Origin of the sequence: Rhizobium sp. RU35A, from assembly GCF_900156005.1 — a bacterium.
Lineage (GTDB): Bacteria > Pseudomonadota > Alphaproteobacteria > Rhizobiales > Rhizobiaceae > Neorhizobium > Neorhizobium straminoryzae.
In genome coordinates, this window is record NZ_FTMR01000002.1 from 655,450 (window position 1) to 673,714 (window position 18,265).

Sequence of the window (18,265 nt, forward strand, 5' to 3'; positions counted from 1 at the left end):
GAGATGCAGTTCGAATTCGACCCAGCCAAAAGCGAGATGAACAGGGCCAAACACGGAATCGATTTCGTGGAGGCTCAGGCTTTGTGGTATGATCGATCGAAGAAGACGCTTCCGCTCTCCTTCGAGGGAGAGCCCCGGTTCATTTGCATAGGCAAAATCGGGCCTGCTCTGTGGGCCGGTATTTTTACCTGGCGCGGTCAGAGGATCCGAATCATCTCCGTGAGGCGGGTGCGTAAATCGGAAAGGTTGATCTATGAGCAAGATCTCGGCTGATGAATTCGACAGAAAATTCGATGATGGTGACGACATCGATGATTATCTCGATGGGGCCACGGCCAAGACAGGTGACATTGGGCGCGACCTGTTCCTCGTCAAATTGTCTGAAACGGCTGCCGTCGAAATGGCGGCGGAAGCGGGGCGGCTGGGGCTGGGTATCGACCGATTGATTGAACGGTGGGTCGAAGAGAGGCTGGCGCAACATCGTAAGGACGCCGCCGAATAACACCCTTGCGCTGCCATTCTTCTCGCGTTATGTCTCGGCCCATGAAGATTTCGGGCGAAACCATTTCTGCTTCATACGCCGCGGGCCAGATGGCTGACCGCGCGTCGTCGTTTGCCCTAAACTCGCTTCTTCTCCTCGGCCTTATCCGCGGTTGCCGGGTCCTTTGAGGAGCGCCCGGCGGCCGATAGAGCCTGCCGGCAAAAGCTCCTCGCACAAAATCCCCGTTTGAAGACCAAAAGCCTCGCATGAGGCCTTGATCCACCGTCACGGCGCTGTAACAGCCTTGGGCCACAAGCGCCGACGCTGGACGCGAAGGAGAAGAGACCATGGATGCCAAGATTTCCGCTGCCGCCGACACCGCTTCCGGCAAGAAGGGCATGCCCGATGCCGCCCGCAAGTACCGGGCCTATCCCACCATCAACATTCCGGATCGCACCTGGCCGTCCAAGGTGATCGACAAGGCGCCGATCTGGTGCTCGGTCGACCTGCGCGACGGCAACCAGTCGCTGGTCAACCCGATGGGGCATGACCGCAAGGCGCGCATGTTCAAGCTGCTGCTCGACATGGGCTTCAAGGAAATCGAGATCGGCTTTCCATCCGCCTCGCAGACCGATTTCGATTTTGCCCGCTGGTGCGTGGAAGAGGGGGGCGTGCCGGAGGATGTTTCCCTGCAGGTGCTGGTGCAGTGCCGGCCGGAGCTGATCACCCGCACGTTTGAATCGCTGGAAGGCGCGCACAAGCCGATCATCCACTTCTACAATTCCACGTCGGAACTGCAGCGCCGCGTGGTGTTTGCCAAGGATGTGCCGGGCATCAAGCAGATCGCCGTCGATGCGGCCAAGATGATCATGGACATGTCGGCGAAAGCCGGCGGCGGCTATCGCTTCGAATATTCGCCGGAAAGCTTTACCGGCACGGAACTCGAGGTGGCGCTGGAGATCTGCAACGCGGTGATTGCCGAAGTGAAGCCGACAGCCGAGAACAAGCTGATCCTCAACCTGCCGTCGACCGTGGAAATGGCGACGCCGAACATTTATGCCGACCAGATCGAATGGATGTGCCGCAACATCGACAACCGCGAGAACGTCATCATCTCTCTGCATCCGCACAATGACCGCGGCACCGGTATCGCCGCCACCGAACTCGGCCTGATGGCGGGTGCGGATCGCGTGGAAGGCACGCTGTTCGGCAATGGCGAGCGCACCGGCAATGTCGATGTGGTGACGCTGGCGCTCAACATGTTCACGCAAGGCGTCGATCCCGAACTGGACTGCACGGACATCGAGCGCATCAAAGCCGTCTACGAATATTCCAACGAGATGACCATTCCGGAGCGCCATCCTTATGTCGGCGAACTGGTCTACACCGCCTTCTCCGGCTCGCACCAGGATGCGATTAACAAGGGCATGAAGGCGATCAAGTCGGCGAACTCGCCGCTGTGGGAAGTGCCGTATCTGCCGATCGATCCACAGGACGTGGGTCGCACCTACGAGGCGATCATCCGCATCAACTCGCAGTCCGGCAAGGGCGGCATCGCCTATATTCTGCAGCAGGATTACGGCATCAACCTGCCGCGCAACCTGCAGGTGGAGTTCCGCGAGGACATCCAGCGCATTACCGATGAGGAAGGCAAGGAACTGCCCTCGAAGCGCATCTACGAGCGCTTCATCGAGCGCTACGTCGAGCAGCCGGAAGGCCGCATCAAGTTCGTCGATCACCACACCTATCCGGCCGGCATCGACCAGAAGGGGATCCGTATCGTCGCCGCCGAAATCACCGATAACGGCGAGACGAAGCGCATCGAAGGCAAGGGCACCGGACCGATCGACGGCTTCATCAATGCGCTGTCGATCTATCTCGGCGTCGATCTCTCCGTTGCCGACTATTCGGAGCATTCGCTGCAGCACGGTTCCAATGCCGCGGCCATTGCCTATGTCGAGGTCGAGCATGCCGGTGGAAAGCTGTTCGGCGCCGGCATCAACAAGAACATCGTGACGGCCTCGCTGGAGGCGATCGTCTCCGCCGCGAACCGGGTGCTGGCCGGCAAGTGAGACGGATGACGGGGCGGCCTTCGGGTCGCCCTTTTCGTTTGGGCAAACGAGGTGTGTTTCGCGTCAGATGATGCCGGCGACCGTGCGCGCAAGCGTATCGAGCGTGGCCTCGGAGGAGGGCCCGGTCAAGACGTAATTGGCCTGAAGACCCTGCCAGGTGATCAGGCCGATGTCGTCGCGGATGATCTGGCGCATCTGCGCGTCCGGCGCCTGTGGCGCAATGAGCTTGGTGAACGCGATCGCGATCACCTCGCCCTCGGTGTTGCGATAGAGAAGCTGGCCCACCGGCCGGCCGCCGGCAGAAAACAGCCGCGCGCCCATGAACTCCAGATTCTGTGCGGAAAGATCCGGAATCCGGAAGGAAACCCCGGTCGTTGCCATCAGCCATTCGACGATATGGGCCGATTCGTTGGCGGGGATTTCCACCAGATGGCGTGACTGGCGGGAATAGAGCCGGTAGTAGGAGGCAACATCGTCCAGCCAGGCCTTCGTCGGGTCGCCCGCCATGTCCGCGTAGGTCGTCATGTTCGGTCGCTCGGCGGCCATGTAGCCTGCGCCTGCGCCGAGGCCGAACATCAGCAGCGAGGTGACCATGGCGACACCGAAACTCGGCTGCGGCCGCCAGGAGGCACGCGCCGGTTCGGGAAGGCTGATCGCACGCCGTGGCGGGGCGGCAGTCTTGATCGAGCGCACGAGATCCAGCGAAACCGGCGCCTTCAGCATGGCATCGAAGGCATCGCGGCCGAGGCGGTCGGCACTCTCAAGGGTATCGCGCAGTGTACGGGCGTTGACATCCGCGATGAGAAGCGCCTCCACCTCCTGCCGCTCGGCTTCATTGAGTTCCTCGTCGATGAAGGCCGAAAGGCGCATGTCGAGGGGCGCGTTGCGCAGGCTGTCCATCGGCTTACGCTCTCCGTTCGCTGGTGTTGCTGTCCTCGGCGCCCAGTTCGCGCCGGGCCAGCAGCATGCGCACGGCGACGGCGTCGGGCGTGATGCCCATGATGCTCGCGGCTTGCGCATAGCTCATACCTTCGACGCTGCACAGCAGGAACACCGGTGCGCTGCTGCGCGAGAGCGCATCGAGCACCGGCTTTCCGAGCGACATGCGTCCCGGTTCGGCGCGGCGGCCATTGTCGTCGCGCTCCGCCTGGTTCTTGCGCCGGCGTGTCTCTTCCGTCCACAGCACACGCATCAGGGTAAAGGCCCAGGGCAGCAGTTCCTGGCCGGGTTTCGGCTGAGCTGCCTTTTCGACAGCTGCCTCGCAGGTTCGCACCACCAGAGGATCGACACTGTTGGCATCGCGCACCAGCACGGCCGCAAAGCGGCGAAGCTGGGGCAGAAGCCCCACGAGGTCGCGTCGGATATCGGTCTGCGCAGGCATTTCGTTCATGAGAACAGTGCAACGTCCCTGGTGGTGATTCTGGGTGCGAATCAATCAGATCCGCAATGAGATCAGGTGGGGCTTTCGTCAGGCTGGCTCAGAATTGTGCCGCAATTGAGGGACGTTGCGCAAGTCCCGCTTCGGTGCCGTAAAATAGTCGCCGTTGTTCGAGCGCAATGGCATCGGCATCGGGGGTGAGGCCGTAGCGCTCGCACATCAGGTTCCAGGCGCCGGGTTCTCCCGATAGGGAAAAGAGGTTGTAGGCGGCGGGCGGTTTGTGCCCGCCCGGGCCCTGCGAGGCAGAGGCAATACCCACCACCGGCACGTCGCCATGATGCGTCTTCAACGGATAGACCGTGTTGAGATGCGTGTGGCCGTGCAGCACGAGTTCGGCGCCGCCGAGCGAGAGGGCTGCGGCAAAGCGGCGGATGCCGATCATGCGCTTGTGCGAGGGGGCGGCGCCCCGGATCGGCGGATGGTGGATCATCACCACGCGAAACAGGCCTTCTTCTCCGGCGCGGCGCAGCAGGTTTGCCGTTTCGCGCGCCTGGCGGGCGCTGAAATAGCCGCCGGCCGAAAAGGGCGGCGTGGCATTGGAGGTGGAGCAGCCGATGATGGCAACCGGCCCGCGACGCCGATAGGTCGGGAAGACGTGTTCCTCGTCCGGCCAGTCGTCCGGGCTCTCGTCGCCGGCAATGAAGGGATACCACTGACGTACCGAGCGATCATGCGCGCCCGGCACATAGGCATCATGGTTGCCGGGCACCAGCGTCGTCTCGCGGGGATCGCCGACGCTTTCCAGCCACTCGCCGGCCAGCCGGATTTCAATGGACGTCGCAAGATTGACGAGATCGCCGGTGATCATCAGGTGGTCGGGCTGGCGCTGGCGCATGTCGCTCAGCAGAAGATCCAGCGTGTTGACCAGAAGATGCTTGCGGCGGTTGCGATGCCAGTTCACAAAGCCGGTAATGCGCTTCGAAGCCAGTTCGCGCAGCGTGAGGCGGGGAAGCGGCCCCAGATGGATGTCGGAAATATGCGCAAACGTGAACATGTCTGGAGACATAGAGCCAACACGGCCTGCGGGCAAGGCGCATTGCCGGAGTGGGACCGATGAGCGGCGAAAACCGGCCCGCAAGCCCTGCCGGTCGTGAGAGGGGCATTCCGGAAATTGCCGGTTTTCCCACCCGCGCCGTCGTCTTCCTCATGCACAAGGTGTTTGCCGTCACCCGCGGCATGACGCTTGGCGTGCGGGCGGCCTGCTTTGACGAAGAGGGCCGCATCTTCCTCGTTCGCCATTCCTATGTGCCCGGCTGGTACATGCCGGGCGGCGGCGTGGAGCGCGGCGAGACCGTGCAGGCGGCGCTTGCCAAGGAACTGCGGGAGGAGGGCAATCTGGAAATCATCGGCGAGCCGGAACTTTTTCACGTCTACCGCAACCTCAATGCCAGCCCCCGCGATCATGTGGTTTTCTACCGCGCCACCGTGCGCCAGACGGCGCCCCGCCTGCCGGATCGGGAGATTGTCGAGAGCGGCTTCTTTGCGCTCGATGCCCTTCCGGAGGCGGTGACGACCGCAACACTGAGGCGACTGGCGGAACTGTCCGGCGAAGCGGAGAAGCCCGCCAACTGGTGAGCGTGACGATCACGTGGTCGTGCCCAGCCGCTCGCGGCCATGCGGTGTGGTGAAATCGAGTTCGGGACCCAGCGGCACGACGCCGGTCGGATTGATGGTCTTGTGGCTGCGGTAGTAATGCTCCTTGATGTGACGCAGGTTCACCGTCTCCGCCACGCCCGCCACCTGATAAAGCTCGCGCAGATAGGCCGACAGGTTCGGAAAGTCGGCGATGCGGCGGATGTTGCACTTGAAGTGGCCGACATAGACCGCATCGAAGCGCACCAGCGTGGTGAACAGGCGCCAGTCCGCCTCCGTCAACCGGTCGCCGACGAGATAACGCTGCCGGCCGAGGCGCGCTTCCAGCTCGTCCAGGGTCGCAAACAGCCGTGTGACGCTGTCGGAATAGGCTGCCTGCGTGGTGGCAAAGCCTGCCTTGTAGACGCCATTGTTGACGGTGTCGTAGACATGCGCGTTGATCCGGTCGATCTCATCGATCAGCGCCGGCGGACAGAAATCATCCGTCGAGCCGGTCAGGCCGTTAAACGCGGTATTGAACATGCGGATGATGTCGGCCGATTCATTGGAGACGATGGTGTTCTCCCGCTTGTCCCACAGCACCGGCACGGTGACGCGGCCGCTGTAGTGAGGATCGGCCTTTACATAGATCTGCCAGAGCGTCGACGCGTCGAACAGATGGTCCGGCGTCGCATCGCGGTCGTCGTCAGGACGGAATTCCCAGCCGTTTTCCACCATCAGCGGATGAACGATCGACACACTGATCAGGTCCTCCAGCTTCTTCAGCGTGCGGAAGATCAGCGTACGATGCGCCCAGGGACAGGCAAGCGACACATAGAGATGATAGCGCCCGGCCTCCGCCTTGAAGCCGGCGCGCCCGCTCGGACCCGCCGCGCCATCGGCCGTCACCCAGTTGCGGAACTGCGATTCGGATCGCTTGAAATGCCCGCCCGTCGATGTCGTGTCGTACCAGACGTCCTGCCAGACGCCATCCACCAGCCTGCCCATGGCCTATCCTTCCCTGTCTTTTCTCTTGTCGACAATCTGGCATTCCGGATGCGGAATTTCGACCCCTCCCGCGGTAGACAGTGTGTTTTCGATGGACGGAATGGGGTTTTGTTGCTACTCGCTTGCGCCAATTGAGGAACAGCAAGACATGATCGAAACCCGGACGCTTCGACGACGCTGATCGAGCCTGACACGGTGCCTTGCCATGGGCGCCGCGCCGAACCGTTGTTCTGTCCGTCTTTCCGGTGTCTTCTCCTCATGCCCAGCCATGACCTCGTCTACCTGACCGAAGATGCGTCTCACGACGCGATCATCGACATCATCAATGCTGAAGCCTTCGGCCCCGGTCGGTTTGTCAAATCCTCAGCCCGTATCCGTGAGCAGGGGCCGCATGACCGGTCGCTGTCGTTCATCTGCGCCGACAGCGGCGAAACCATCGCTTCCGTGCGCATGACCCCCGTGCGGGCCGGCGATGTGGACGGTCATCTGCTCGGACCGCTTGCGGTTCGCCCCAGCCACAAGAACCGCGGTATCGGTCGTGAACTGGTGCGGATCGCCATCGAGGCGGCGCGCCGCAAGGGCTCCGAGGCCGTCATCCTCGTCGGCGACCCGCCCTATTACATGCCGCTCGGCTTCGAGAAGGTGGCTTATGGCGCCTTGACCTTTCCCGGGCCGGTCGATCCCGGCCGCGTGCTGGTGGTGCCGCTTACAGATGGCGTGCATGCGCGGCTGAAGGGCTCAATTGCCTGGCAGGACTGGCAGCCGCAGGCTCTGGCGGCGGCCGCCGAATAAGGGCGCGGGTTTCAAGCCTTCGTCCACTCCATCACATGCGCATAAGGCACGCGGTTATAGGCAGCCCGCGCTTCTGTCGGGCCGCCGATGGCCGGTGGTTCGTCGAAGCGCGTCAGTCTGAGGCCGGCCGCGAGAAGCAGCGTCATGTAGCGGCTCAGCGGCCGGTGGTGGTTGAGAATGCGGATGCCCCGCCAGGCCTGCCAGTCGGAATGCTCCTGCAGATAGCGATCGACCTTGACGAAGCGCTTGGCACCGGAATCGTCCTTCACCCAGGCGGTGCCGCCCGAGGCCGTGATGAACGGGTTGAGATTGGCGATCAGCAACGTGCCTCCGGGTGCCGTCACGCGGGCCATTTCCGCAATGGCGCGTTCGATGTCGGGAATGTCGATCAGCGTCAGGTAGCTGACGGTGAGATCGAAGCGGTGATCCTCGAAGGGCAGGTTTTCTGCTGATGCCAGCCGATAATCGCCTGCGGGGTCCTTGGCGCGAGCAGTGGCAAGCAACGGTTCGGTGGGGTCGATGCCGGTCACGGCGACAATGCCGTGGCGTGCCTTCAGCCGTCTGCAGAAGCGGCCTTCGCCGCAGCCGACATCGAGCGCCGAGGCGAAGGAGCGGCCGGCAAGCCAGGCGTCGATGACGGGGTCCAGCACGAATTGCCGCGTGAAGTCGCCGTTCTCGCCCTGTGCGGTGACCCAGGCCGATGCGGACATGTCCCAGCCGTTCTCATCGGTCATCGCCGTCTCCTTCCTTCGCAAAGCGTTTGCTGAGCCAGGTGATCGACATGCCGCCCGCCAGCGGCCCGTGTTCGCCGATCACCGTATAGCCGCATGCGAGATAGCTCCGCCGCGCCTTCGGGTTCATGGTGTCGAGATAGGCGCCGATGCAGCCGCGGCGGCGCGCTTCCTCTTCCGCAAGCGTCAGCAGGCGTGGGCCGAGCCCCTCGCCACGCGCGTTTTCGGGAATGAACAGCAGCCGCACATAGAGCCAGCCGCGCGCCGTATAGCCGATCAGTCCACCCTCGACCTTGCCGTCCGCATCGCGCAGCAGAATGGAGAGATCGCGCTTGCCGCTCTGGCCGAAGGTTTCGAGGTTGTAGGCGACAAGCGGCGCCTCGACAGCCTTCTCCTCCTCCGGCGAAATGCTGTCGGTGACGGTCAGTTCGTAACCCATGCCTGTCTCCTCTGTCTTGCCCTGGGGCTCTATCAGATGGGGCAGGCCGTGGCGAGGAGGAGGGGGTCAGCGCCCCTCGCGCCACCACATGGCGGAAATGGCGGCGAGCAGGGCGGCAAGACCCGCAAAGCCGGCAAACAGCGGCGTCGTGTCGATGCCCTTCAACACCGTCTCGTCGGTCATGCGGATGACCATGCGGCTCTGGTCGCTGATGCGCACCTCGCCGCGCACCGGCAGAAGGTCCGGCAGGCGGATGCCGCTGCCGCTTTCGACGCGGGCGACGAGGCCGCGCGTCCTGGCGGCATAGGGAGCAAGGGTGGCGGTGGTCGAAATCATCGCCTTGAACTCCGGCGCATCCACCGCGCCGATATGCACCAGCGTCGAAAACTGCCCGTTGCGCACCTCGAACAGGCCGGTTTCGTCCATCCGCTGCTCGATGCGGTAGAGACCGGGGCCGGCAGCGGTAAACGGCACCTGGGCGGTGCGGCCGGAGGGATAGCGGATGGTGGCCGGGCCCGGATCGTTGCCGATCGTCTGACGGGTCGCCTCCAGCGTGCGGCCGACGGCGCGCGCCGTCAGCGCCTCTTCCTCCAGTTCCGGCTCCTTCATCAGCCAGTGGGCGATGCGGCGATAGAGCGCCACATGCGGGCCGCCACCTTCGAAGCCGCGGGCCCAGAGCCAGCCCTGATCGGACAGGAACATGGCGACGCGGCCCTGGCCCTGCCGGTTGAGGATCAGCAACGGGCGTCCGCCATCGCCCTGCATCACGGTTTCGCCGCGCGCGGGACCGACGTCGATGGTGCGGAACCAGCGGCCCCAGGCCGGTGGCTCGCTTCCCGAACCGTCGAGGCCACGGGTCACGGGGTGTTTCTTGCCAAGCTCGGAGAGGCGCGGGAAGAAGCCCGCCTGATGAATGTCGCCGGTCGGCGCTGCCGGCAACACGGTCGCCAGCGGCGTCGAGGCAATGGAATCCGGACCTGCATGTTCCGGGCCGGCGGCAATGAGCAAGGCGCCGCCATTTTCCACATATTGCGCGATATAGTCGTAATAGAGGATCGGCAGCACGCCGCGATGCTGGTAGCGGTCGAAGATGATCAGGTCGAAATCGTTGATCTTCTCGACGAAGAGTTCGCGGGTGGGAAACGCGATCAGCGACAATTCGTTGATCGGTGTGCCGTCCTGCTTTTCCGGCGGGCGCAGAATGGTGAAGTGGACGAGATCCACGGAGGCATCGGATTTCAACAGGTTGCGCCAGGCGCGCTCGCCGGCATGCGGCTCGCCGGACACCAGCAGAACGCGCAGATTCTGGCGGATGCCGTCGATCACATGGACGGCACGGTTGTTGGCGGTCGTCACTTCGCCCGGCAGCTCCGCTACCGAGAATTCCATGATGTTGTTGCCGCCGCGCGGCACGGTGAAGCGGAAGGGCGTCGGGGCGCCAGGTGTCGCCTGCAGATTGGCAATCACCTCGCCGTTCATGCGCACCGTCACGGTTGCCGTGCCGCCCTGGGCGCGGCCGTCGTCGAAGACGCGCAGCGTCATGTCCTGCTCTTCGCCGACGATGCCGAAACGCGGCGCGCGCACCACTTCGACACGGCGATCGAACTCGTCGGCATGGCCGGTGATCAGGCCGTGGATCGGCGCGTTGAAGCCCAGTTCCTGATTGATGCCGGGCAGATCGTGGATCTGACCGTCGGTGATGAAGATGGCCGCACCGATCCGGCTCGGCGGGACGTCGGAAATCGCCGAGGTCAGCGCTGAAAACAGGCGGGTGGAGGGCGTGTCGGAGCTGGCATCGTCGCGCACCTCGACAATGCGCGGTTCAAGTCGCGGGAAACGGGCCAGCCGGTCGCGCAGTTGCGCGAGTGCCGCATCGGTCTGGGCACGCCGCTCGGCCGTGTCCTGGCTCTGCGAGCGGTCCACGACCACCGGCACGATGGTGGAGAGCGGCGCACGCTCTTCCTGCAGCAGCGTCGGATTGGCGAGCGCCAGCAAAAGGGCGGCAAGGGCAAGCGCTCGCAGCAGCGCGCCGCGCAGCCCGCGCCACAGCGAGAAGACCACGAGACAGGCGGCAAACAGGCCAAGCAGGGCCAGCACTTGCCAGGGCAGGAAGGGGGCGAACTGAATCTCCATCGGTCCTGCCTCCTACTGTCCGAGCCGTTCGAGAAGGGCCGGCACATGCACCTGGTCGGCCTTGTAGTTGCCGGTCAGCATGTACATCATGATGTTGACCCCGGCCCGGTAGGCATATTCGCGCTGCATCTCGTCCGGCGGAACGGTGGGCAGAACCGGTGCGCCATTGGCATCGATTGCCCAGGCGCCGGCGAAATCGTTGCCCGTGATCAGGATCGGCGTCACGCCGTCACCCGTAGACGAAAGATTGCTGCCGGAATTGCGCGAATCCTGCCGCGCCTCCACCCACAAAGGGCTTCCGGTGTAACGGCCGGGGAAGCTGGAGAGCAGGTAGAAGGTGCGGGTCAGCACATGGTTTTCCGGCGTCGGCTCGAGCGGCGGAATGTCGATATTGGCAAGAATTTCCTGCAGGCGCCGGCTGTTGGCGCTGGTGCCGCCGCCGGCGTCGAGCGCGGTAAACTGGTCGCGCGTATCGAACAGCACCGTGCCGCCATTGCGCATGTAGGCGTCGATGCGGGAAATCGCCGCCTGGGTCGGCATCGGCGCGCTGGCCGAAATCGGCCAGTAGATGATCGGGTAGAAGGAAAGCTCGTCCTTCGAAATGTCGAGGCCCACAGGGGCGCCGGGTTCCAGCGTCGTGCGATAGGTCAGAAACTGGCTGAGCCCTTCCAGCCCCTGTTCCGACAGCCTGTCCACATCCGCCTCGCCCGTCACGACATAGGCGAGATGGGTGGTGTCCAGCCGCTCCAGCGCCTGTTCGTCGCCGGGGCGGGCGTCCTGGCCCGGCGCCTGGGCGCGGCTTTCGCCGGTCGCAAGCGTAAAGGGCAAAAGCGCGATCATCAGCAGCGCCGCCGTCGCGCGGCCCGCGCGCGGCAGACGCGAAAACGCGCCGTTCATGGCGAGCACGATCAGGCTGTCGAGCAGTAGCAGCAGGAAGGCGATCGTGAAGAGGGCAGGGCGCAGCGACCAGGCCTCGCGGCCGATCAGGCCCGCGCGCGTCACAGTGAGGCTTCCGGCGGCAGAAAGATCCACCGGGTTCAGCTCCGTGCCCGCCGGCAAGAGGTTCAGCGCCGTAAAGCCGTCCTCGCTGCCATAAAGGCCGGGCGGATGGTCGGGGCTGGCGCCCGGGGTCCGGCCGGCGGCAAGCGTCAGGGGTTTTGCCGTGCCGGTCTCGGTGGTCAGCGCGCCATCAGCCGTCAGAAGGCGGAAGGGCGGCAGAACCGTCTCCGCCGGGGCCGCACCGGCGACGGCGGCAGGGCCGCCGGTTGCCGTCACCGCGCCGCCTGCCCGTGCCATCTGCACGAGACGGCGCAGCATCTCGACGAAGGTGCCTGATATCGGCAGGTTCGACCAGGTTGCTTCCGCGCTGACGTGGAAGAGGACGATGCGGCCGTTGTTGACCTGCCGTGTGGTGACGAGCGGCGTGCCATCGCCAAGGCTTGCCCAGGTCCGTTCCGCGAGATCGGGTGTCGGCTCGGCGAGCACCTGACGGTTCACGCGCACATCCTCGGCGCGCGGCATGCCGGCAAAGGGGCCGAAATTCGGGAAGTCGGCAAGTGGCTGCGGCTCGGCCCAGGAGAGCGCGCCGCCGAGCGTGCGTTCGCCGCGGCGCAGGATGACCGGTACCAGCGGATCATCGGCCGGGGCCGCCGCAAGGCGCGGGCCGGCAAAGCGGATCAGCGTGCCGCCGCGTGCGATCCATTGCTGCAGCGGCTCATAGGTTTCCGCCGGAAGGCGGCCGATATCGGCCATGATGATGGCAGAGGGGTTCTGCTGCAGGATGTCCGGCAGTGAGGTGGAGAGGTCGGCACCACGCGGCTCGATCAGGTCGGCATAGGGCTGCAGCGCGCGGCTGATGTAATAGAGCGGCAGCAGCAGCGGCTGCATGTCATTGCCGCCGTCACCCGCCAGCAATGCCACGCGCCGGCGCTTGAAGCCGTCATCCAGCAGATGCGCTGCCCCGGCCGTCGCCTTGCCGTCGATGGCGAGGCGGGCAAAATCGTTGCGCAGTTCGAAAGGCGCGGAAATATCGGCACGCGCGGTCGCAGCCCCGGCGGCGAAGGTGAGATCGGCAGAGGCGAGCGAACGGCCCTGCTGGTCCAGCGCATTGACCTTCAGCGTTTCCGGATGCTCGCGGCTGAGGCGCGCGGCCGTCACCGTCATCGACGCGGCGGTGTTCACGGCGTCCGTCAGCGCCACCGCGCCATCGCCGTCGCCCTGGATCAGGTTGAGCTGCTGCGGTGAAAGGCCGGCAAGCCTGGTCATCATGGCTCCGTCGTCCGGCGTCGCGACACCGTCCGACAGAAATGCGACCGTACCGGGGCGCGTGCCGTTCAGCGCCGCGGCCACGGCGTCCACGGCGAGGGCCCGCTGGGGAACGAGCGGCTTCGGCCGCGCCGCGCGCAGTTTTTCGCGCGCACTGGAAGCGCTGCCGGGCACGGCATCGTGGGTGGCATCCGCCGTGAAGACGATCGAGACCGGCAGATCGGCCTGTTCGGCATCGCCGATCAGCTGATCGGCCGTCTCCACCCTCCGTCCCCAGTCGGGCGCGGCCGACCAGCTGTTGTCGACGACAAGCACCAGCGGCCCGCCACCGGAAATCGCCGCGCTGCGCGGGTTCATCACGGGGTCGGCGATGGCGAGAATGACGGCCGCCGCTAAGGCCATGCGCAGCAGCGTCAGCCACCACGGGCTTTTCGAGGGCGTTTCCTGCCGCTTCAGAACCGTGGCGAGAATCGCGAGCGGCGGAAACACCTCTGCCTTCGGGCGCGGCGGGGTGAGCCGCAGCAGCCACCAGATGGCCGGAAGCGCGATCAGTCCGAACAGGATGGCGGGATTGGCGAAGGCAAGCAGACCCATCAGCGCGCCCCCGACAGCTGCGGCGGATTGCCGGAGAGATGGCCGTGCAGCGCGGCAAGTGCCTCCGAAGCAAGATGATCGGTGCGATGGAAGACGAAGCTCCAGCCCATGCGCCGGAGCGACTGGCCAAGGTGATCGCGCCGCGCCAGATAGGCGCGCTGGTAATCCTCGCGCAGCGTCTCGGCACGGCCTGAGACCAGCTTTTCGCCCGTTTCGGGATCGGTGAATTCGGTACGGCCGCTATAGGGGAACGTCTCTTCGGCCGGATCGGCGATCTCCACCACATGGCCGCGCAGGTTGCGGCGGGCAAGCGGCGCGATGCGCGCCATGATCCGGTCGGCATCGTCGAGAAAATCGCCGATCAGCACGATGTCGCTGGCGCCGCGGATCATCTGCGTATCCGGCAGGCCTTCCGGCGGCGGCGAGAGCATGATGGCGCTGGCCAGCCGTTCGGCGGCATTGCGGGCCGCGACCGGTTCCATGATGCCGGGGCAGCCGATGCGCTCGCCCGAGCGCGCCAGAATTTCCGCCAGTGCCAGCATCAGCACCAGCGCGCGGCTTTCCTTCGACACGCTGCCGAGGGTGGATTTGTACATCATGGAGGGCGACATGTCGGCCCACAGCCAGACGGTATGCGCCGCCTCCCATTCGCGGTCGCGCACATAGGTATGGTCGTCGCGGGCCGAGCGGCGCCAGTCGATGCGTGACAGGCTCTCGCCCTCGCTATAGGGGCGGAACTGCCAGAAGTTTTCGCCGATGCCACGCTTGCGGCGCCCGTGCCAGCCGGCAATCACCGTGTTGGCGATGCGGCGTGCCTCCACCATGCAATCGGGCACGAGAATGGCACGCTGCCTTGCGCGTGCCAGAACTTCGCTGCCGGGGGTCTGCGGAACGATCTGGCCGATGGATGCCACGCGATCACTCTTGCTCCTGTTGCCTTACGTCAGGACGCGCCGGTCAGCCGCGTGCCTGCTTCACCAGACCGGCGATCACGTCGCGGACGGTCATGCCTTCCGCGCGGGCCGAGAAGGTCAGCGCCATGCGGTGCTGCAGCACCGGCTCGGCCAGCGCATGCACGTCGTCGAGCGAAGGCGCGAGCCGTCCCTCGTAGAGCGCGCGCGCTCGGGCGCACAGCATCAATGCCTGGCCGGCGCGCGGGCCGGGGCCCCAGGCCACATGCCGGTCGGTCATCGTGTTGCCCTGGCCGGGGCGGGCGGAGCGCACCAGCGCGAGGATCGCATCCACCACCGTGTCGCTGACCGGCATCTGGCGGATCAGCGCCTGGATGTCCTGCAGACGCGCCGCATCGATGACGCCGCTCGCCTTCGCCTCGGACAGGCCGGTGGTTTCGAGCAGGATGCGCCGCTCGGCCTCGAGTTCGGGATAGAGCACATCGACCTGCAACAGGAAGCGGTCCAGCTGCGCTTCCGGCAGCGGATAGGTGCCTTCCTGCTCCAGCGGGTTCTGGGTCGCCAGCACATGGAAGGGAGCCGGCAGGTCATAGCGCTGGCCGGCCACCGTGATGTGATATTCCTGCATGGATTGCAGCAGCGCCGACTGGGTGCGCGGCGAGGCGCGGTTGATTTCGTCGGCCATCAGAAGCTGCGCGAAGACCGGCCCCTTGACGAAACGGAACGACCGGCGGCCGGTCTCGTCCTGGTCCATCACCTCGGTGCCCAGAATGTCGGACGGCATCAGGTCCGGCGTGAACTGGATGCGGCTGGCATCAAGGCCGAGCACGGTGCCGAGCGTCGAGACGAGCTTGGTCTTTGCCAGACCCGGCACGCCGACCAGAAGCGCATGGCCGCCGGACAGCACGGCGATCAGCGTGTTTTCCACCACATGTTCCTGGCCGAAAATCACCTTGGAGACTTCGGCGCGGATGCTGGCGATATCGGCGAGCGCCCGTTCGGCGGCGGCGACGATCGCCTTTTCGTCAAGCGCTGCGTCGGTGGAAGTCATCAGGCCCATGCTGGTCTCCATCAGGCTCTCATGCCCGAAAGCGCCGGGCCGGGGAATCATCGTGGTTGCACGATCTGTCCATACTAACCAACTTATTCGCGCGGTGGCGGCTGACAAGCACGTTATGAATGACTATCTCGTGAGACAGGACGCATAAACCGGAAGCGTGACTTAAATTATGGCAGGCGAGACTTTTCATGCGGCCGGCGATGCCGCGGGCCTTGCGGCAATGATTGCCCGCGCGGCCGAGCAGACTGGTGGCCGAGCGAGGGGCCTGCCCCCGGTGGAGCGCTGGAATCCGCCCTTCTGCGGCGATCTGGACATGGAAATCCGCGCTGACGGCACCTGGTTCTACCTCGGCACGCCGATTGGTCGCCCGGCGCTGGTGCGCCTGTTTTCCACTGTTTTGCGCAAGGACGAGGACGGTCGCACCTATCTCGTCACGCCTGTGGAAAAAGTCGGTATCCGCGTCGAGGACGCGCCGTTCCTTGCCGTGGAGATGACGGTCGCGGAGCGGGAGGGGGAGCCGGTTCTCACCTTCCGCACCAATGTCGGCGATGTGGTCGAGGCGGGAGCGGAAAACCCCTTGCGCTTCGTGACGGAAGGGGAGGAGGGGCAGCTCAAACCCTATCTCCTGGTGCGCGGACGGCTGGAGGCGCTTGTCTCGCGCGCCGTGATGTATGATCTGGTGGCTCTGGGCGAGAATGTTTCGGTCGAGGGGCGTGCCATGTTTGCGGTGCGCTCGGGCGGTGCGATCTTTCCCGTGATGCCCGCCGACGAACTGGACCGCCTCTCGCAATGACCGACCTTCTTCTCAATCCGGCCTTCTATTCCGCCGATGAATTTCGCCGTCGCGCCGGCCACCAGAACGGCGACCCCATCGAGATCGCCTCGGCCGACCATGGCGATCATCGGCTGAATCCCGGCATTCTCACCCATGTGCAGGGGTTGAGGTTGAAGGATGCGGCGGTGCTGGTGCCGGTGGTCGATGATGCCGATGGCGCCAAGGTGATCCTCACCCAGCGCACCGCGTCGCTGCGCAAGCATTCCGGCCAGATCGCCTTTCCGGGCGGCGGCGTCGATCCCGAGGATGGCAGCGTCGAAATGGCGGCGTTGCGCGAGGCGGAGGAGGAGATCGGGCTTGCGCGCCGCTTCGTCGAGCCGGTCGGCCGCCTGCCGGATTATTTTGCCGCAACCGGTTTCCGGATCACGCCGGTGCTGTCCGTCGTGCAGCGGGGTTTTGAACTGAAGCCTAATCCGGGCGAGGTGGCGGAGGTCTTCGAGGTGCCGCTCGCCTTTCTGATGGATCCCGCCAACCACGAGACCGGCAGCCGCGAATGGAACGGCACGGTGCGCCATTTCTACCGCATGCCCTATGGCGACTGGAACATCTGGGGCATCACGGCGGGCATTCTGCGCACGCTTTACGAAAGGTTGTATGCATGACAAGCCTTGCCGGCCAGAGCTGGCTGACCGATCCGGTGACGCAACGGGTGTTTGCGCTCCTCAATGCCGAGGGCGGTGAAGGCCGCATCGTGGGCGGTGCAGTACGCAACGCGCTGATGGGCCATCCGATCAGCGATCTCGATTTCGCCACCACCAACCTGCCGCAGGTGGTGATCGCGCGCGCGAAGGCCGCCGGCATCAAGGCGGTGCCGACCGGCATCGACCATGGCACGGTGACGCTGGTGGTGGAGGGCCGTCCCTTCGAGGTGACGACGCTGCGCCGCGACGTGGAGACAGACGGCCGCCGGGCGACGGTTGCCTTCGGGACCGATTGGCAGGTGGATGCCGACCGGCGGGACTTCACCATCAATGCGCTTTATGTGACGGCAGATGGAACGGTGATCGATCTGGTCGACGGTCTTCCCGACATCGAAAGCCGCAGCCTTCGCTTCATCGGCAATGCCGAAACCCGCATTGCCGAGGATTATCTGCGCGTGCTGCGCTTTTTCCGTTTCTTTGCCTGGTATGGCAACGGCCGGCCGGATGCCGAGGGGCTGAAGGCCTCGGCCCGCGCCAAGGACAAGCTCGCCACGCTATCGGCCGAGCGCATCTGGGCGGAAATGAAGAAGCTTCTCTCGGCTCCCGATCCGTCGCGCGCGCTGTTGTGGATGCGCACTTCCGGCGTGCTGGGCGCCGTTCTGCCGGAAAGCGAGAAATGGGGCATCGATGCCATCCACGGCCTTGTCGCAACCGAGCAGGCGCTGGGCTGGACGCCCGATCCGCTGCTCAGGCTGGCCGCGATCGTGCCGCCGGATGTGGAACGTCTCGCAATGCTGGCCCGTCGCTGGAGGCTCTCCAATGCGGAGGCCGAACATCTGTTGCAATGGGCACGCGTGCCGGAACCTTCCGCCGACCTCGCCCACACCGCACTTGACCGCATGCTCTACCGGGATGGAAAGAGCGGGATGATAATGCGGCTGCGCCTGTCGCTGGCGAGCGCGCGCCGCGCGGCCGAGGGGAGTCCCGAGGCCATGGCCAAGGCCGCCAGACTTTCGGCGCTGCTGGCCCGCGCGGACGCTTTCGCCAGGCCCGTCTTTCCGCTGACCGGCGGCGACGTGATGGCGCTTGGAATATCCGCCGGACCGCGCGTCGGCCAGCTGTTGCAGGATCTGGAAGCCTTCTGGCTTGAGCGGAATTTTGCGCCGGACAAGACAGCGCTGACGGCCCGGCTCAAGGATCTCGCAGACAAACCGGCAGACTGACACGAGCGCCGTCTGCCGCCGCATTTGCGCTGTCTCGGAACTGCAGGACATGGGGTGCCCTGCAGTTTCA

The 18,265-nt window shown here is 65.0% G+C and carries 18 protein-coding genes; 8 read left to right on the forward strand and 10 right to left on the reverse strand.

From position 1 onward, the window contains the following. Positions 1-3 precede the first annotated feature (3 nt). The 3 genes from F3H95_RS07690 (at position 4) to leuA (ending at position 2,553) form a co-directional block, all read left to right on the forward strand. A complete protein-coding gene (locus tag F3H95_RS07690; RefSeq protein WP_149745461.1) occupies positions 4-273 on the forward strand; it encodes a BrnT family toxin in 270 nt (89 codons plus the stop codon). Beyond that, the gene (locus F3H95_RS07695) at positions 254-502 is read left to right on the forward strand and encodes a CopG family transcriptional regulator (protein WP_143124508.1); all 249 of its coding nucleotides are present in this window, start codon (positions 254-256) and stop codon (positions 500-502) included. Before F3H95_RS07690 ends, F3H95_RS07695 begins: the two co-directional genes overlap by 20 nt. Positions 503-828: 326 nt before the next feature. Continuing rightward, on the forward strand, positions 829-2,553 hold the full coding sequence (gene leuA, locus F3H95_RS07700) for a 2-isopropylmalate synthase (protein ID WP_149745462.1): 1,725 nt from the start codon (positions 829-831) through the stop codon (positions 2,551-2,553). A gap of 63 nt (positions 2,554-2,616) precedes the next feature. On the opposite strand, the gene F3H95_RS07705 is transcribed toward leuA, so the two are convergent. The 3 genes from F3H95_RS07705 to F3H95_RS07715 form a co-directional block, all read right to left on the reverse strand. Next, positions 2,617-3,453, reverse strand: coding sequence for an anti-sigma factor (locus tag F3H95_RS07705; protein WP_143124512.1), 837 nt, complete (start codon positions 3,451-3,453; stop codon positions 2,617-2,619). 4 nt (positions 3,454-3,457) lie between these two features. Then, positions 3,458-3,943, reverse strand: a complete 486-nt coding sequence (locus F3H95_RS07710) for a sigma factor-like helix-turn-helix DNA-binding protein (protein WP_149745463.1) — start codon at positions 3,941-3,943, stop codon at positions 3,458-3,460. An 88-nt stretch (positions 3,944-4,031) separates the two neighbouring features. After that, positions 4,032-4,985, reverse strand: coding sequence for a metallophosphoesterase (locus tag F3H95_RS07715; protein WP_149745464.1), 954 nt, complete (start codon positions 4,983-4,985; stop codon positions 4,032-4,034). A 152-nt stretch (positions 4,986-5,137) separates the two neighbouring features. Here F3H95_RS07715 and F3H95_RS07720 point away from each other — a divergent pair, with 152 nt between their 5' ends. Next, complete coding sequence (locus F3H95_RS07720; RefSeq protein ID WP_244617942.1) at positions 5,138-5,566, forward strand: NUDIX domain-containing protein; 429 nt, start codon at positions 5,138-5,140, stop codon at positions 5,564-5,566. Between the two features lie 9 nt (positions 5,567-5,575). Here the strand turns inward: F3H95_RS07720 and F3H95_RS07725 are convergent, their stop codons facing one another. Further along, a complete protein-coding gene (locus F3H95_RS07725) occupies positions 5,576-6,571 on the reverse strand; it encodes a glutathione S-transferase family protein (RefSeq protein WP_149745465.1) in 996 nt (331 codons plus the stop codon). Between the two features lie 258 nt (positions 6,572-6,829). Here F3H95_RS07725 and F3H95_RS07730 point away from each other — a divergent pair, with 258 nt between their 5' ends. Next, positions 6,830-7,363, forward strand: a complete 534-nt coding sequence (locus F3H95_RS07730) for an N-acetyltransferase (protein WP_143124520.1) — start codon at positions 6,830-6,832, stop codon at positions 7,361-7,363. An 11-nt stretch (positions 7,364-7,374) separates the two neighbouring features. Here F3H95_RS07730 and F3H95_RS07735 read toward each other — a convergent pair whose 3' ends face one another. From F3H95_RS07735 to F3H95_RS07760, 6 genes are all read right to left on the reverse strand, one after another. Further along, on the reverse strand, positions 7,375-8,097 hold the full coding sequence (locus tag F3H95_RS07735; RefSeq protein ID WP_149745466.1) for a class I SAM-dependent methyltransferase: 723 nt from the start codon (positions 8,095-8,097) through the stop codon (positions 7,375-7,377). Beyond that, positions 8,087-8,533 carry a GNAT family N-acetyltransferase gene (locus F3H95_RS07740; protein ID WP_143124523.1) on the reverse strand — a complete coding sequence of 149 codons (447 nt, stop codon included), beginning with the start codon at positions 8,531-8,533 and terminating at the stop codon, positions 8,087-8,089. Before F3H95_RS07740 ends, F3H95_RS07735 begins: the two co-directional genes overlap by 11 nt. 66 nt (positions 8,534-8,599) lie before the next feature. Next, positions 8,600-10,666, reverse strand: coding sequence for a hypothetical protein (locus tag F3H95_RS07745; protein ID WP_149745467.1), 2,067 nt, complete (start codon positions 10,664-10,666; stop codon positions 8,600-8,602). A gap of 12 nt (positions 10,667-10,678) precedes the next feature. Then, positions 10,679-13,525 carry a DUF4159 domain-containing protein gene (locus F3H95_RS07750; RefSeq protein ID WP_149745468.1) on the reverse strand — a complete coding sequence of 949 codons (2,847 nt, stop codon included), beginning with the start codon at positions 13,523-13,525 and terminating at the stop codon, positions 10,679-10,681. Then, positions 13,525-14,439, reverse strand: coding sequence for a DUF58 domain-containing protein (locus F3H95_RS07755; protein WP_149745469.1), 915 nt, complete (start codon positions 14,437-14,439; stop codon positions 13,525-13,527). The genes F3H95_RS07750 and F3H95_RS07755 overlap by 1 nt, the downstream gene beginning before the upstream one ends. Positions 14,440-14,482: 43 nt before the next feature. Further along, the gene (locus tag F3H95_RS07760; RefSeq protein ID WP_149745628.1) at positions 14,483-15,496 is read right to left on the reverse strand and encodes a MoxR family ATPase; all 1,014 of its coding nucleotides are present in this window, start codon (positions 15,494-15,496) and stop codon (positions 14,483-14,485) included. 169 nt (positions 15,497-15,665) lie between these two features. Here F3H95_RS07760 and F3H95_RS07765 point away from each other — a divergent pair, with 169 nt between their 5' ends. The 3 genes from F3H95_RS07765 to F3H95_RS07775 are packed head-to-tail and all read left to right on the forward strand — an operon-like array spanning position 15,666 to position 18,195. Beyond that, a complete protein-coding gene (locus F3H95_RS07765; protein WP_149745470.1) occupies positions 15,666-16,289 on the forward strand; it encodes a DUF1285 domain-containing protein in 624 nt (207 codons plus the stop codon). Continuing rightward, the gene (locus F3H95_RS07770) at positions 16,286-16,933 is read left to right on the forward strand and encodes a CoA pyrophosphatase (RefSeq protein WP_143124533.1); all 648 of its coding nucleotides are present in this window, start codon (positions 16,286-16,288) and stop codon (positions 16,931-16,933) included. Before F3H95_RS07765 ends, F3H95_RS07770 begins: the two co-directional genes overlap by 4 nt. Further along, the gene (locus F3H95_RS07775) at positions 16,930-18,195 is read left to right on the forward strand and encodes a CCA tRNA nucleotidyltransferase (RefSeq protein WP_149745471.1); all 1,266 of its coding nucleotides are present in this window, start codon (positions 16,930-16,932) and stop codon (positions 18,193-18,195) included. Before F3H95_RS07770 ends, F3H95_RS07775 begins: the two co-directional genes overlap by 4 nt. Positions 18,196-18,265: the final 70 nt, after the last annotated feature.

Excerpts from the sequence above, each read along its gene's own strand:
- leuA (WP_149745462.1), top strand. The coding sequence starts at position 829 with ATGGATGCCAAGATTTCCGCTGCCGCCGACACCGCTTCCGGCAAGAAG.
- F3H95_RS07695 (WP_143124508.1), top strand. The coding sequence starts at position 254 with ATGAGCAAGATCTCGGCTGATGAATTCGACAGAAAATTCGATGATGGT.
- F3H95_RS07740 (WP_143124523.1), bottom strand. The coding sequence starts at position 8,533 with ATGGGTTACGAACTGACCGTCACCGACAGCATTTCGCCGGAGGAGGAG.
- F3H95_RS07730 (WP_143124520.1), top strand. The coding sequence starts at position 6,830 with ATGCCCAGCCATGACCTCGTCTACCTGACCGAAGATGCGTCTCACGAC.
- F3H95_RS07765 (WP_149745470.1), top strand. The coding sequence starts at position 15,666 with ATGGCAGGCGAGACTTTTCATGCGGCCGGCGATGCCGCGGGCCTTGCG.
- F3H95_RS07725 (WP_149745465.1), bottom strand. The coding sequence starts at position 6,571 with ATGGGCAGGCTGGTGGATGGCGTCTGGCAGGACGTCTGGTACGACACG.
- F3H95_RS07715 (WP_149745464.1), bottom strand. The coding sequence starts at position 4,985 with ATGTTCACGTTTGCGCATATTTCCGACATCCATCTGGGGCCGCTTCCC.
- F3H95_RS07745 (WP_149745467.1), bottom strand. The coding sequence starts at position 10,666 with ATGGAGATTCAGTTCGCCCCCTTCCTGCCCTGGCAAGTGCTGGCCCTG.
- F3H95_RS07690 (WP_149745461.1), top strand. The coding sequence starts at position 4 with ATGCAGTTCGAATTCGACCCAGCCAAAAGCGAGATGAACAGGGCCAAA.
- F3H95_RS07760 (WP_149745628.1), bottom strand. The coding sequence starts at position 15,496 with ATGGGCCTGATGACTTCCACCGACGCAGCGCTTGACGAAAAGGCGATC.
- F3H95_RS07710 (WP_149745463.1), bottom strand. The coding sequence starts at position 3,943 with ATGAACGAAATGCCTGCGCAGACCGATATCCGACGCGACCTCGTGGGG.
- F3H95_RS07770 (WP_143124533.1), top strand. The coding sequence starts at position 16,286 with ATGACCGACCTTCTTCTCAATCCGGCCTTCTATTCCGCCGATGAATTT.
- F3H95_RS07735 (WP_149745466.1), bottom strand. The coding sequence starts at position 8,097 with ATGACCGATGAGAACGGCTGGGACATGTCCGCATCGGCCTGGGTCACC.
- F3H95_RS07720 (WP_244617942.1), top strand. The coding sequence starts at position 5,138 with ATGCACAAGGTGTTTGCCGTCACCCGCGGCATGACGCTTGGCGTGCGG.
- F3H95_RS07705 (WP_143124512.1), bottom strand. The coding sequence starts at position 3,453 with ATGGACAGCCTGCGCAACGCGCCCCTCGACATGCGCCTTTCGGCCTTC.
- F3H95_RS07750 (WP_149745468.1), bottom strand. The coding sequence starts at position 13,525 with ATGGGTCTGCTTGCCTTCGCCAATCCCGCCATCCTGTTCGGACTGATC.
- F3H95_RS07775 (WP_149745471.1), top strand. The coding sequence starts at position 16,930 with ATGACAAGCCTTGCCGGCCAGAGCTGGCTGACCGATCCGGTGACGCAA.